The sequence below is a fragment of the Rhizobium sp. LCM 4573 genome (genome assembly GCF_001854865.1).
GTDB lineage: Bacteria > Pseudomonadota > Alphaproteobacteria > Rhizobiales > Rhizobiaceae > Neorhizobium.
Genome location: NZ_MDDW01000012.1, coordinates 52,507 through 65,676 on the forward strand (window position 1 = coordinate 52,507; position 13,170 = coordinate 65,676).

Here is a 13,170-nt window from a genome sequence, read left to right on the forward strand (position 1 = left end):
CTATAAGATCGCATCTGGTATGATCCACTCTTCAATGTGGTAGAAGAAGCCATGTCCTATCTCGATAATGTGCGCGTCTTCGTGCGCGTGGTGGAACTTGGTACCCTTTCGGCGGCGGGGCGCGACCAGCGGGTCACGCCGGCGGTCGCCAGCAATCGCATCAAGGAACTGGAGCGCCATCTCGGCGTGCGGCTCTTCAACCGCACCACACGAAAGCTTTCGCCGACCGAACACGGCCGCGTCTTCTATGAYGGCGCGGTCAAGATCATCGAGGCGGTGAACGAGGCGGAAGCCGCGATCGCCGACCTGTCGCGCAATCCTAAAGGGTCGCTCCGCATTACCGCGCCGCTCGGCATCGGCCGCCGGCTGATCGCCTCCGGCATTCCGGAATTTCACGACAAGTATCCAGATATCGAAGTGCGTCTGCGGCTCTCCGACCACAATGTCGATATTCTCAGCGAAGGCGTCGACGTTGCCTTCAAGCTCGGCGTTCTGGAAGATTCCAATCTGCGCATGCGCGGCATCCTGAATTGCGAGCGGGTCCTCTGCGCCTCGCCCGCCTATCTCGAACGCCGCGGCACGCCGGCGACAGCCGACGCGCTGATCGCCGACAGGCATGACTGTCTTCTGCTGCGCTATCCCGGCTCAAAGGAATATTATTGGACGCTGATGACAGCCGAAGGCCCGCGCAAGTTCGAAGTCGGAGGTCCCTATGACAGCGACGACGGCGACGTGCTGACCCAATGGGCGCTGGAAGGCCGTGGCATCATCAACAAGCCGCTCTTCGAAGTGAAAGCCTATCTGAGGGAAGGAAGGCTGGTCGAAATCCTGAGGGATACRCCGCCCGCCGCCGTACAGCTTGCCGCGATCTATCCGCACAAGCGCTTTCAGGATCCTAAGGTCCGGCTGATGATCGATTTCATGGCGGAGCGATGTCAGCGGTTGATCGGCAAGCAGCTAGAAGACGAGGCTGCGGTCGAAGCGTCTACCGGCTGATGGCTTGCGCCCTGCTCACCTGGTTTCCAGCCCATCTCAGCGCTGCGGTCATGATCTCCGCCGCCGCGAGCGCGGCGATCACCGGCGGGCGCTTGTCCTTCACCGCCGTACCGCCGATCGGGCAGACGAGGCGTTCGAACAGTTCCGGCCGGCGGGCTTCGCGCGACAGCCAGTTGCGGAAGGTGGCGCGCTTGGTCTTCGAACCGATCATGCCGACATAGGCGGCGTCCTCGCGCTTCAGCGCCTCGGCGGTGATGAGGAAATCGAGCGCGTGATCGTGGGTCAGGATCACGAAGCTGCTGCCGGGCGGAGCGTCGCGCACCACGGCTTCCGGCATTGCGGTGAGGCAGGTTTCGATATGCGGTACCGTCGAGGCGACGAGCTCCTCTTCGCGTGTGTCCACCAGAACCACGCGTAGCGGCGCGAGCGACAGCGCCAATGCAAGCGCATCGCCGACATGGCCGGCGCCGAAGACATAGACATGCGGTCTCATGGCCATCTCCCGATCATTACGCGCGATGAGCGTTTCGGTAACCGCGCGATCGAGCGCCTTGAAGGAAAGGCCGACGCGGCCGCCGCAGCACTGGCCGATCTCGGGTCCGAGCGGCACGCTCATCGGCTCGGCAGCAAGACCGGAGCGGATCGCCCGGCGTGCATGGTCGATCGCCATGTATTCAAGCTGGCCGCCGCCGATCGTCCCGAAGATCGAGCTTTCCGACACCAGCATCCAGGCATCGGTATCGCGCGGCGTCGAGCCCGCCGCGCCCGTCACTTCGACCAGGATCGGCACCGGTTCGCGGCGCAGGAAATCCCGAACGTCTTCTCGCGCGGCCGGCATATTTCTACCCCTTCTTTGCTTGGTCGCAATTCCGGACGGAAAACCGCATCACACTTTCCCTGGGCTTGCTCGAGCAACCTTCAGACGCTCGATCGCCATCAGCACACGCTCCGGTGTCGCCGGTGCATCAAGGCGCGGGCAGATCTTGTGATCCGCCACACTCGCCACGGCATCCGAAAGAGCGTGCAGCACGGAAATGCCGAGCGGCAGCGGCGGCTCGCCGACCGCCTTGGAGCGGTGGATCGTCGGCTCATAGGCCTCCGACCAGTCGGTCAGCGCCACATTGAATATCTTGGGCCGGTCCGAGGCAAGCGGGATCTTGTAGGTGGAGGGGGCATGGGTTCTGAGCCGTCCCTTGCCATCCCACCACAGTTCCTCCGTGGTCAGCCATCCCATGCCCTGGATGAAGCCGCCCTCGACCTGGCCGATATCGATGATCCTGTTCAGCGAGCGGCCGGTATCGTGCAGGATATCGGTGCGCTCGACCACATATTCACCGGTCAGCGTGTCCATGGAAACCTCCGAGCAGGCTGCGCCATAGGCATAGTAGTAGAAGGCGTGCCCGCGGCCCTTGGAACGGTCCCAATGGATCTTCGGCGTCTTGTAGAAACCGGCCGCCGAGAGCTGGACGCGCGCCATATAGGCCTTTTTCACGAGCTCGTTGAATGAAATCTCGATATGACCGATGCGCACCCGGTTGGGCAGGAACATAACCTGATCGCGCGGCACCTGATGGCTCTCCGCAGCGAAATCGATAAGCCGGTCCTTGATCTGACGGGCCGCGTTCTGCGCCGCCATGCCGTTCAGGTCGGCGCCCGAGGATGCAGCGGTCGGCGCGGTATTCGGCACCTTGGCGGTTGTCGTGGCGGTAATCCTCACCCGATCGATGTCGATTTGGAACTCTTCCGCCACCACCTGCGCGACCTTCAGGTGCAGGCCCTGGCCCATTTCGGTGCCGCCGTGGTTCATATGCACGGAGCCGTCCGTGTAGACATGCACCAGCGCGCCCGCCTGGTTCGATTCCGTCTTGGTGAAGGAGATGCCGAACTTCACCGGCGTCAGTGCGATGCCGCGCTTCACGAAGCGGCTCCCGGCGTTGAATTCCTGGATCGCCTTGCGGCGACCGGCATAGTCGGCGCTTTCCTCCAGCTCAGCGACGATGCGCTGGATGATGCAGTCCTCCACCTTCTGATGGTAGGGCGTAAGGTTGCGTGTCCCCTCGACACCCATCGCATCGTAGAAGTTCAACTTGCGGATTTCGAGTGGATCCTTGCCGACTGCAAACGCCACCTCTTCGATGACGCGTTCCGCGCCCACCATGCCCTGCGGGCCGYCGAAGCCACGGAAGGCCGTGTTGGAGACGGTGTTGGTATAGAGCGGTGCCGATTTGGCATGCACGTGCGGGAAGAAATAGGCGTTGTCGCAATGGAAAAGCGCACGGTCGCCCACCGGGCCGGAAAGGTCCGCCGAAAAACCGGCCCGGAGAGCGAACGTGTAATCGACGGCGAGGATGCGGCCTTCGTCGTCGAAGCCGACCTCGTAGTCGATGGCGAAATCGTGCCGCTTGCCGGTGGCGGCCATATCTTCGTCGCGGTCGAGCCGGATCTTGACCGCGCGGTTCAGCTTCTTGGCGGCGATCGCCGCGATCGCCGCGCACTGGTTTGCCTGGGTTTCCTTGCCGCCGAAGCCGCCACCCATGCGGCGCACCTCGATCGTCACCGCATTGCTTGGCACACCAAGCGCGTGGGCGACCATGTGCTGCGTCTCGCTCGGTCCCTGGGTCGAGCAATAGACGATGATCTCGTCATCCTCGCCGGGTATGGCAAGCGAAACCTGACCTTCCAGATAGAAATGGTCCTGGCCGCCGAGCCGCATGCGGCCCTTCACCCGGCGTGGGGCGCTTTCAAGGGCTGCGGCCGCATCGCCGCGCTTCAGCGTCAGCGGCGTGACCACCTGCCGGTGGGTTTTGACGTCGAGGTCCCAGATGTCGATATCGGCCGGCAATTCCTCGTATTCGATCTTCGCAAGTCGCGCGGCACGGCGAGCCTGGTCGCGCGTCTCGGCAATCACGCAGAAGATCGGTTGGCCATGAAACTCCACCTTGCCGTCGGCAAGCACCGGATCGTCGTTCATGTAGGACGGTGAGATGTCGTTGACACCGGGCACATCCTCATGGGTCAGCACATCGACGACGCCGGGTGCGGCGCGCACCGCCGAAAGATCGACGGATTTCAGGATGCCGTGAGCGACGGTCGACAAGCCGAGACCCGCATGCAGCGTGCCGGCCGGTTCGGTAATATCGTCGATATAGATAGCGGTGCCGGCCACATGCTTGTGCGCGGAATCGTGGCGAATACTGGAATGGACGCTGCCAATGATCTTTTCAGCCGCGAGGTCGCCGGTGAGGTGGGAAGTGTGCTTGTTCATGGCTCACGCAGCCTCATATCTGGACACCTGCACGGGTGCCTCGCTGGACATCGTTTCCACATGGAAACGCAGGAGAAGGTTTTTGGCGACCAATGCGCGGTATTCCGCGGTGGCGCGCATATCGGTCAGCGGCGCATAGTCTTCCGCATACTTTTCCATGGCCGCCTCCACCGTGGCCTCTGTCCAGGGCTGGCCGAGAAGCGCCTTTTCCACCGCGAAGGCCCGCTTCGGCGTCGCCGCCATCCCGCCATAGGCAATCGTAATGCCAGCCACCGTGCCGTCGGCGGCAAGCGCCAGGCGGAAGGCGCCGAGTGTTGCCGTGATATCCTCGTCGCGGCGCTTGGTCACCTTGTAGATGGCGAACTTTTCAGCCGCGGCGGGAATAGGCACATGCACGGTTTCCACGAACTCGCCCGCTTGGCGATCCTGCTTGCCATAGGCAATGAAGAAGTCTTCCAGCGCGATGGTCCGACGTGCCCCGCCCCGGCGCAGCGTCAGTTGCGCCCCCAGCGCGATCAGCGCCGGCGGCGTGTCGCCGATCGGCGAGCCGTTGGCGATATTGCCGCCGATCGTTCCCATGTTGCGCACTTGCTGGCCGCCGATTCGGGTGATGAGAGGCCCAAGCTCCGGGATATGCTGCGAAAGCGTGGTAAGCGCCTCGGAATAGGTGACGCCGGCGCCGATGGAGACCACGCCGTCCCTCACCGCGATCGATTTCAGCTCGTCGAGCCCGGCGATGAAGACCACTGGCGTGATGTCGCGCATATGCTTGGTGACCCAGAGGCCGACATCGGTGGAGCCGGAGACCACCGTCGCGTTTGGCGATGCTTCCAAGACCGTTGCGAAATCGTCCAGGTTGGCCGGTACGACGAAGCGTTGCTTGCCTTCGCCGATCTCGACACGCGCACCGTCCTTCAACGCCTCAAGGCGCGCGATCATAGCTTCCCGCTCGACAAGCAGCGGATCCTTCTCCGTACCGGCATAGCTGGAAATGGCACGGGCCGCGCGCAGGATCGGTTCGTAGCCGGTGCAGCGACAGAGATTGCCCTGGAGCGCCGTTTCGATCTCCTGATCGCTCGGGTTCGGCGYCCGCATCCACAGCGCGTAGAGCGACATGACGAAACCCGGGGTGCAGAAGCCGCATTGCGAGCCGTGATAATCGACCATGGCCTGCTGCACGGGGTGAAGGTGCCCGTCGCCGCCGCCAAGATGCTCGACGGTCACCACATGACAGCCGTCCAGCGAGCCGAGGAAGCGGATGCAGGCGTTGACGCTCTCATAGGTGAGGCCGCCGGCCGGCGTGAGGCGGCCCACCAGCACCGTGCAGGCGCCGCAATCGCCCTCGGCACAGCCTTCCTTGGTGCCCTTGAGCGAGCGGGAGAGGCGCAGCCAGTCGAGCAGGGTCTGGTCCGGGCCCACATCGCGAAGCGCGACATCTTGGCCATTCAGGATGAAGCGAAGCTCGGAGCGGATCGATACGGACATAGTTCAACTCCCCCGATAGGTCGAATAGCTGTAGGGCGAGACGAGCAGCGGCACATGGTAATGCGCGCCCTCCTCGGCAATGCCGAAACGAATCGGAACGATGTCGAGGAACATCGGCTCCCGCCCGGTCGTGCGGCCGAGATAATCGCCGGCGTGAAAGCGCAGCTCGTAGGTGCCGGCCTTCATGGTTTCGCCGGACAATAGCGGCGCATCGCAGCGGCCGTCGTCATTCGTGTGAGCGGTATGAAGGTGGTGGAACGCATCGCCCTCAATCCGGAAGAGTTCGACGCGCAAGCCATTGGCCGGCTTGCCAAGCGCCGTATCCAGAACATGGGTCGTCAGGCGCCCTTTTCCGTGTGACTGCGATTGCATTTCTTCCTCCCGGATACCGCATTCCTCCCCACACTATCCGCCAGCCTCATTCCCCTGGAAAGCAGCGGTATCGTTCGAGACTTTCAAAATTTCCAAGGGGAATAACGCGCGCGATTTGCAGCTAGAAATCGGTCGCATAAGACATTCGGGAGAAGAGTTCCATGCGATATCCCCGTGATCTCCACGGTTATGGCCAGACGCCGCCCGCGGCACAGTGGCCGGACGGCGCCCGCATCGCCGTGCAATTCGTCCTCAATTACGAGGAAGGGGGCGAAAACAGCGTGCTGCACGGCGATGCCGCGTCCGAAGCCTTCCTATCCGAAATCGTCGGCGCCGCCCAATGGCCGGGACAACGCCATTGGAACATGGAGTCGATCTACGAATACGGCGCTCGCGCCGGATTCTGGAGACTGCACCGGCTGCTGACGGGGAAGGCCGTGCCCGTCACCGTCTATGGCGTGGCGACCGCGCTCAAACGCTCGCCCGCCCAGGTCGCCGCCATGCTCGACGCCGGCTGGGAAATCGCCTCGCATGGCCTGAAGTGGGTCGAACACAAGGATATGGGGCCCGACGAAGAGCGCGCGGCGATCGCCGAGGCGATCCGGCTGCACACGCTGGTCACCGGCGAGCCGCCGCGCGGCTGGTATACCGGTCGCTGTTCGGCCAACACCATCGATCTCATCACCGAGGTCGGCGGCTTCGATTACGTCTCCGACGCCTATTCCGACGACCTGCCCTACTGGCATGAGCAGGGCGGGCGCAGCCAATTGGTCATCCCTTATACGCTGGACGCCAACGACATGCGGTTTGCAACGGCCCAGGGCTTCAACAGCGGCCACCAGTTCTTCAGCTATCTCAAGGATACGTTCGACGTCCTCTATGCGGAAGGGCTTGCCGGAAGCCCGAAGATGATGAGCATCGGCCTTCATTGCCGGCTCGCCGGCCGGCCGGGCCGGGCAATGGCGCTTGCCCGCTTCATCGATTACGTTCAAAGCCACGAGAAGGTCTGGATCGCGCGGCGTATAGACATCGCGGAACACTGGGCGAAGACCCATCCTCCGAAGCCGGTCTCTGATCGTCCTTCCCAGATGGCCGAAAGCGCATTCGTCGAGCGCTTCGGCGGCGTCTTCGAACATTCCGACTGGATCGCGCGGCGCGCCTGGGCTGACGAACTGTCGCCGGCCAGCGATACGCCAGTCGGCCTGCATGCAGCACTCACCTTCCAGTTCCGCGCGGCAAGCGATGCCGAACGGCTCGGCGTGCTCGTCGCTCACCCGGATCTCGCCGGAAAGCTGGCTCAGGCCAAGCGCCTGACGGCCAGCTCGACGGAGGAACAAGCTTCCGCCGGCCTCGATGCGCTGACGGACGAGGAGCGGGCACGCTTTACCGAATTGAACACCGCCTATGTGGAGAAGTTCGGCTTCCCGTTCATCATCGCCGTCCGGGACAACACCAAGGCCAGCATTCTCGCCGCCTTCGAGACGCGCATCGGCAACGATCGCGACACCGAATTCGCCACAGCCTGCCGCCAGGTCGAGCGGATCGCGTTCCTGCGCCTGGTTTCCATGCTGCCTGGCTGAGGCTCGCGTCAGAACTGAGCAATTCCCGGCTGGCGACAGCGGGCGGCTTGCCGCGCAAGAATGTGCAGCGGTTTGCGATAACGACATGCGCAACAACGAATGCTTGGAGACAACAAACGGAGGAGTACGAATGAAGGTAATCGAAATCCGGCCACTGACGCGCGAGGCCTTCGCCCCATTCGGTGACGTCATCGAAATGGAAGGCGCTCAGAGTTTTCCCATCAACGCCGGAAAATGCATCCGCCATCACGATCTCGCAAAGATCGAAACCACGGGGGAGAAGGCACGGCCGATGATCAGCCTTCTCCGTGGTGAGCCCTACCCGCTGCCGCTGGAACTCAAGATGGTGGAGAGGCATCCCCTCGGCAGTCAGTCCTTCATTCCGCTGACGGCCAATCCTTTCCTGGTCGTCGCGGCGCCGGAAACAGAAAACGGCCCAGGCGAGCCGCTCGCCTTCCGGACAAATCCGGGACAGGGCGTCAATATCGGCCGCAACGTCTGGCACGGCATTCTCACACCCCTTGATGGCCTATCTGATTTCGTCGTCGTCGATCGTGGCGGCGAAGGCGTGAACCTGGAGGAGCATTACTACGCGGATCCTTTTCTCATCCGCTGACTTCCGCCGGCTGCAAAGAAAAGGGCCGGGCCGCAGTTCATGCGGCCCGGCCCTTTTTGCGTGGACTACTTCTCCGTTCCGGCTCAACCGTGGGAGAAGAAGGCGAAGCGGATGATGAACAGCACCGCCACGATCTGCGTTGCCGGATGGATGATGTTCCATTTACCGGTGCAGACCTTCAGGACGACGTAGCTGACGAAGCCGAAGGCCAGACCGTTGGCGATTGAGGAGGTGAACGGCATGGCAAGGGCGGTCAGCGCCGCCGGTGCGGCTTCCGTCAGATCGTCCCAATCGACTTCCGTCAGCTCGCGCATCATCAGGCCGGCGACATAGAGAAGGGCCGGTGCTGTCGCATAGGACGGAACCGCGGCGGCAAGCGGCGAGAAGAAGAGTGCAGCCAGGAAGAGAGCGCTGACGGTCAGTGCGGTGAGGCCCGTGCGGCCACCCGCCTGAACGCCGGAGGCGCTTTCGATATAAGCCGTGGTGCTGCTCGTGCCGATGAGCGAGCCCGCGACGATGGCCGTGCTGTCGGCGAGAAGCGCGCGGCCGAGACGGCTGGGCTTGCCTTCCTGCACCAGCTTCGCACGCTTGGCGACGCCGATCAGCGTGCCGGTCGCGTCGAAGACCTCGACGAGCACGAAGACGAGGATGACGTGGATGAGGCCGCCATGCAGCGCACCCATGATATCGAGCTGCATGAAGGTCGGCGCGATGCTCGGCGGCGCCGAGACGATGCCCTTGAATTCGCTGACGCCGAGCAGCATCGAAAGCACGGTCACCGCCAGGATGCCGATCAGGATCGAGCCGCGGACCCTCAGCGAGTCGAGCACCGCGATCACGAAGAAACCGAACATGGACAGCAGCGGACCGGTCTGAGTGAGATCACCGAGGCCGAGCAGCGTGGCAGGATTATCGACGACGACGCCGGCATTCCTCAGCGCGATGATGCCGAGATAAAGGCCGATACCGGCGGCGATCGCGCTTCTCAGCGAATGCGGAATGCCGGCGATCAGCCAGCTTCGCACGCCCGTCACCGTCAGGATCAGGAAGATCACGCCGGAGATGAAGACGGCGCCGAGTGCCTGCTGCCAGGTGAAGCCGAGAGCGGCAACGACGGTGAAGGCGAAGAAGGCGTTGAGTCCCATGCCGGGCGCCATGCCGATCGGCCAGTTGGCGACGAGCGCCATCACGATGGAACCGAGTGCGGCGGCAAGACAGGTGGCGACGAAGACCGCATCGCGGTCCATCCCCGTCGTCGACAGGATGTCCGGGTTGACGAAGATGATGTAGGACATCGTCAGGAACGTCGTCACGCCCGCGACCAGTTCGGTGCGCACGGACGTGCCGTGCTCACTCAATTTGAAAAACCGTTCGAACACATTTCCCTCCCTAGGCGAGCATCCCCGACGCCGCCAAACAGCAATAGCCCTGCATCTCCTCCAGACGCGGGATCAAGGCGGGGAATTGTGCTTTGTTGTTGCGCGCGCCGCTAGTGCGGGATTTCTCCGCAAAAACGCAAAAGACTTTCAAATTTTTGCAGCTATTTCCGGGCGATCCGAWTTGCTTTTGAGGAGCGGAAAGTGTCAGAAAAGATAGTTGCAAGCGAATACCTCGCCGCTGTGTTCTGCTTACAGGCACTGTTTCTGCCAGCCGGACAAGGATAATCATGTACCATATTTCGCGGAGTGCAAAGTGAGCAAGTCAACCTATTTCGCCCCGACAGGCGGCCATCCGGAACAATCGACGCTTCTGACCGGCCGCGCGGTCTTCACCGAAGCCTATGCCGTCATCCCCAGAGGCGTGATGATGGACATCGTCACAAGCTACCTGCCCTTCTGGAACGGCACGCGGCTCTGGGTACTTTCGCGTCCCCTTTCCGGCTTTTCGGAAACCTTCTCGCAATACATCATGGAAGTCGCCCCTGATGGCGGCAGTGATCGCCCGGAAGTCGACCCCAACGCCGAGGGCGCCCTTTTCGTCCTGGAGGGGGAGGTGACGATCGAGCTCGGTGGAACAAGCCAGGTGCTGCGCCCCGGTGGCTTCGCCTTCCTGCCGCCCTCGAGCGGCTGGCGCCTTCGCAATCGTGGAGCGGCGATGGCCCGCTTCCACTGGGTCCGCAAATCCTATGAATTCGTCGAGGGTCTGGAAGTTCCGGAACCGATCTTCGCCAACGAACAGGATATAGCGCCGACGCCGATGCCGGGAACGGACGGGAAATGGGCGACCACCCGCTTCGTCGATCCATTGGACCTGCGCCACGACATGCATGTCACGATCGTCACCTTCGAGCCCGGAGCCGTCATCCCGTTCGAGGAAACCCATGTGATGGAACATGGCCTCTACGTCCTGGAGGGCAAGGCGGTTTATCGGCTGAACCAGGACTGGGTAGAGGTTGAGGCCGGCGATTTCATGTGGCTGCGCGCCTTTTGCCCGCAGGCCTGCTATGCGGCGGGACCGGGCAAATTCCGCTACCTCCTCTACAAGGACGTCAACCGCCACATGAAACTGTCGCGCTGACGGCAGGCTTCAGAAAATTGCGCATTTAACGGCGAAGGCCCGAATGAGGCCTTTGCCGCAGTCTCAAATCGAGGCTTCGATATAGGCCATGCTGTCGCGCACCGCCGCCTTGGCATTCGCGAGCGCATGAATTTCGGCGGCAAACGGCTCGAAGCTGTACGGGCCTTTGAAGCCCCCGGCGATCAACGCCTCGATCTGCGATATGTTTTCCAACCGGTCCTTGGCGTCCACCAACACGCGGTGGGAGTCGAGCATCTCGTCCGCCATGACGGTTCGATCCGAAACGCCGGAAATGTGGACAAGCCCCGTCCGCTCGGGGAAAAACTCGGCCTCCCCGGCAATATGATGGTGAAAGGTGTCGTGCACGAGCCTGTAGACATCGTCGCCCCCGGCCGAGTCGATCGCTTCGATGGCTTCGCGCTTGGTGCGCAGGGACGAAACCGGAAAGCCGAGCGGCTCCACAAGTCCGGTCAGCCCGCGATCGGCCAGGATCGGCCTCATCGCCTTCAACGCAGCGACGAGATCGCTGGACGAGACCGCGGTTCCCTCATTGAGGGGACACATGACAAGCGCCTTCGCGCCGCTTGCCGCGGCATAATCGGCAAGCGCGACAGCTCGGCCCGGCAGGGTCCCCGACCAGACGTTGAACGGATAGAGCGCATTGATGGAAATGATGGTGAGGCCGGCCCTTTCGGCCGCCTCCCTCACGGCTTCGGGCCTCATCGTCCCGACGGTATCGGGGAGATCGTTGCGGATTTCCACCTCCTTGAGGCTGAGCGCATTGGCCATGGCGAAAAATTCGTCGAGCGTCAGCTTGGGCGCGGTGATGTGATTGATGGCAAAACGCATGTCAGACCTTGATGATAAAATGCCGGGCACCAGGAGGTGGATCGCGGCGCCATAGTAGTTTCGCGATTATTGCCAGCTGCCCAAAGAATAGAAGCGGGCCGACGAATTGCCAATCCGGCAGCTCGCCCTCATCATCATCTTAAGCCCGTTGAAATCGATTCCGGAAAATCGGGCACAGTTTCGTTAATCTCCCACGACATCCGCGATTATCTGCTGCAGATCGACCAACGAAAAGGGTTTGCCGATGATAGGATGGCTGCCAAACTCGTCTGGCAAGCCTTCAATCCCGTATCCGGTGCTGAATATGAACGGGATCTGACGTTTGTGGAGGATCTCCGCAACGGAAAAACTTCGCTCGCCTGCGAGGTTGACATCCAGCACCGCCAGGTCGACTTCCGCCTTGGTGGCGATGGCTTGTGCATCGGCAAGCCGCGATACGGAAGCGATGACCTCGCAACCGAGATCCTGGAGCATGTCCTCGATCATGAGGGCCACAAGGCCCTCATCCTCGACGATGAGAATCTTCAGGCCGGAAAGGTCCCTCATGCCTTCACCTGCCCAACCGGGATCGAGATACGGCAGGATACTCCGGTAGGCTCAAAGGCAAGATCCAATTCACCCTTGAGATCGCGTTCGATGCAACGTTCCATCAGCCGCGTGCCGAAACCACGTCGAGTCGGTGGGACGACCGGCGGTCCTCCACGCTCTCGCCACTCGAAGATCAGTCTCGGTTTTGCCTCGATCTCGTTCTGTAGGCGCCAGATAACAGAAAGCGAGCCAGCCTCCGACGATAGTGCTCCATATTTGACGGCGTTCGTGGCAAGTTCGTTGAGGGCCATCGTTAAGCTCAGCGCGGCGCGAGAGTTGAGACCGACCGATGGACCGGCGATCCTGATCTGCCCCGCAGCATCACCCGCGAGCGGCGTCAGCACCTCTCGGGCAAGCGCGTCCAGGGGCGCGTCGCCCCAATGCCGCTTGGTCAAAAGATCATGGGCACGCGCGAGCGCCAATAGCCTGCGTTCGAAGCGGTGCTGGAAGTCATTCAGATCGTCGGCATGCCTTGCCGTTTGCCCAGCCAGCGACTGAACAGTTGCGAGCGTATTCTTGACCCGATGATTGAGCTCATCGATGAGAGTCTTCTGTCGGCTCTCGGCCTGCATGCGCTCGGTGATGTCGACCAGCATGTTTATGGCTCCGACAAGTTTCCCGTCAGCGTCATGAAGCGGCGTGGGATAGGGAATGAACGGAATGCGGCTGCCATCCGGCCGTTCAGCGATGGCTTCCGCTCCACGAACCGGACGATCTTCCTTCAAGGCTACAGCCATTGGACATTGATCGTGCGGCAGCGGCGTACCGTCCGGATGGAAAAGACGCCAGGTAACGCACCACATGTCGCCCGCTTGCGGCGTTCGCCCCGACATCTCCACGGCTGCCTTGTTGTAGAAGGTAATCCGGCCCGTCGCGTCGGTCGTATAGACCGCTGCCGGTAG

The 13,170-nt window shown here is 62.2% G+C and carries 12 protein-coding genes; 4 read left to right on the forward strand and 8 right to left on the reverse strand.

Translation table 11 applies throughout. From position 1 onward, the window contains the following. Nucleotides 1–51 precede the first annotated feature (51 nt). Nucleotides 52–996, forward strand: coding sequence for a LysR family transcriptional regulator (locus LCM4573_RS16400; RefSeq protein ID WP_071007463.1), 945 nt, complete (start codon nucleotides 52–54; stop codon nucleotides 994–996). Here LCM4573_RS16400 and xdhC read toward each other — a convergent pair. The 4 genes from xdhC to uraH are packed head-to-tail and all read right to left on the reverse strand — an operon-like array spanning nucleotide 986 to nucleotide 6,118. After that, the gene (xdhC, locus tag LCM4573_RS16405) at nucleotides 986–1,834 is read right to left on the reverse strand and encodes a xanthine dehydrogenase accessory protein XdhC (protein WP_071007464.1); all 849 of its coding nucleotides are present in this window, start codon (nucleotides 1,832–1,834) and stop codon (nucleotides 986–988) included. The two genes, LCM4573_RS16400 and xdhC, sit on opposite strands and share 11 nt — an antisense overlap. A gap of 48 nt (nucleotides 1,835–1,882) precedes the next feature. Continuing rightward, nucleotides 1,883–4,261, reverse strand: coding sequence for a xanthine dehydrogenase molybdopterin binding subunit (xdhB, locus tag LCM4573_RS16410; RefSeq protein WP_071007465.1), 2,379 nt, complete (start codon nucleotides 4,259–4,261; stop codon nucleotides 1,883–1,885). A gap of 3 nt (nucleotides 4,262–4,264) precedes the next feature. Further along, on the reverse strand, nucleotides 4,265–5,746 hold the full coding sequence (gene xdhA / locus LCM4573_RS16415) for a xanthine dehydrogenase small subunit (RefSeq protein WP_071007466.1): 1,482 nt from the start codon (nucleotides 5,744–5,746) through the stop codon (nucleotides 4,265–4,267). A 3-nt stretch (nucleotides 5,747–5,749) separates the two neighbouring features. Beyond that, the gene (gene uraH / locus LCM4573_RS16420) at nucleotides 5,750–6,118 is read right to left on the reverse strand and encodes a hydroxyisourate hydrolase (protein WP_071007467.1); all 369 of its coding nucleotides are present in this window, start codon (nucleotides 6,116–6,118) and stop codon (nucleotides 5,750–5,752) included. Between the two features lie 161 nt (nucleotides 6,119–6,279). Here uraH and puuE point away from each other — a divergent pair, with 161 nt between their 5' ends. Together puuE and LCM4573_RS16430 are read left to right on the forward strand one after the other, a co-directional pair. Further along, nucleotides 6,280–7,698 carry an allantoinase PuuE gene (gene puuE, locus LCM4573_RS16425; RefSeq protein WP_071007468.1) on the forward strand — a complete coding sequence of 473 codons (1,419 nt, stop codon included), beginning with the start codon at nucleotides 6,280–6,282 and terminating at the stop codon, nucleotides 7,696–7,698. 130 nt (nucleotides 7,699–7,828) lie between these two features. Next, nucleotides 7,829–8,314 carry an ureidoglycolate lyase gene (locus LCM4573_RS16430; RefSeq protein WP_071007469.1) on the forward strand — a complete coding sequence of 162 codons (486 nt, stop codon included), beginning with the start codon at nucleotides 7,829–7,831 and terminating at the stop codon, nucleotides 8,312–8,314. An 83-nt stretch (nucleotides 8,315–8,397) separates the two neighbouring features. Here LCM4573_RS16430 and LCM4573_RS16435 read toward each other — a convergent pair whose 3' ends face one another. Continuing rightward, nucleotides 8,398–9,693: an NCS2 family permease gene (locus LCM4573_RS16435; protein ID WP_071007470.1), complete on the reverse strand. Its 1,296-nt coding sequence runs from the start codon at nucleotides 9,691–9,693 to the stop codon at nucleotides 8,398–8,400. A gap of 313 nt (nucleotides 9,694–10,006) precedes the next feature. Between LCM4573_RS16435 and LCM4573_RS16440 the strand changes: the two genes are divergently transcribed. Then, the gene (locus tag LCM4573_RS16440; RefSeq protein ID WP_071007471.1) at nucleotides 10,007–10,831 is read left to right on the forward strand and encodes a bifunctional allantoicase/(S)-ureidoglycine aminohydrolase; all 825 of its coding nucleotides are present in this window, start codon (nucleotides 10,007–10,009) and stop codon (nucleotides 10,829–10,831) included. 63 nt (nucleotides 10,832–10,894) lie between these two features. On the opposite strand, the gene LCM4573_RS16445 is transcribed toward LCM4573_RS16440, so the two are convergent. The 3 genes from LCM4573_RS16445 to LCM4573_RS16455 all read right to left on the reverse strand — a co-directional run. After that, a complete protein-coding gene (locus tag LCM4573_RS16445; RefSeq protein ID WP_071007472.1) occupies nucleotides 10,895–11,680 on the reverse strand; it encodes a TIM barrel protein in 786 nt (261 codons plus the stop codon). 183 nt (nucleotides 11,681–11,863) lie between these two features. After that, complete coding sequence (locus tag LCM4573_RS16450) at nucleotides 11,864–12,226, reverse strand: response regulator (RefSeq protein WP_071007473.1); 363 nt, start codon at nucleotides 12,224–12,226, stop codon at nucleotides 11,864–11,866. After that, the coding region (locus LCM4573_RS16455; protein ID WP_116285557.1) for a sensor histidine kinase at nucleotides 12,223–13,170 on the reverse strand (948 nt) is incomplete at its 5' end. The genes LCM4573_RS16450 and LCM4573_RS16455, both read right to left, overlap by 4 nt.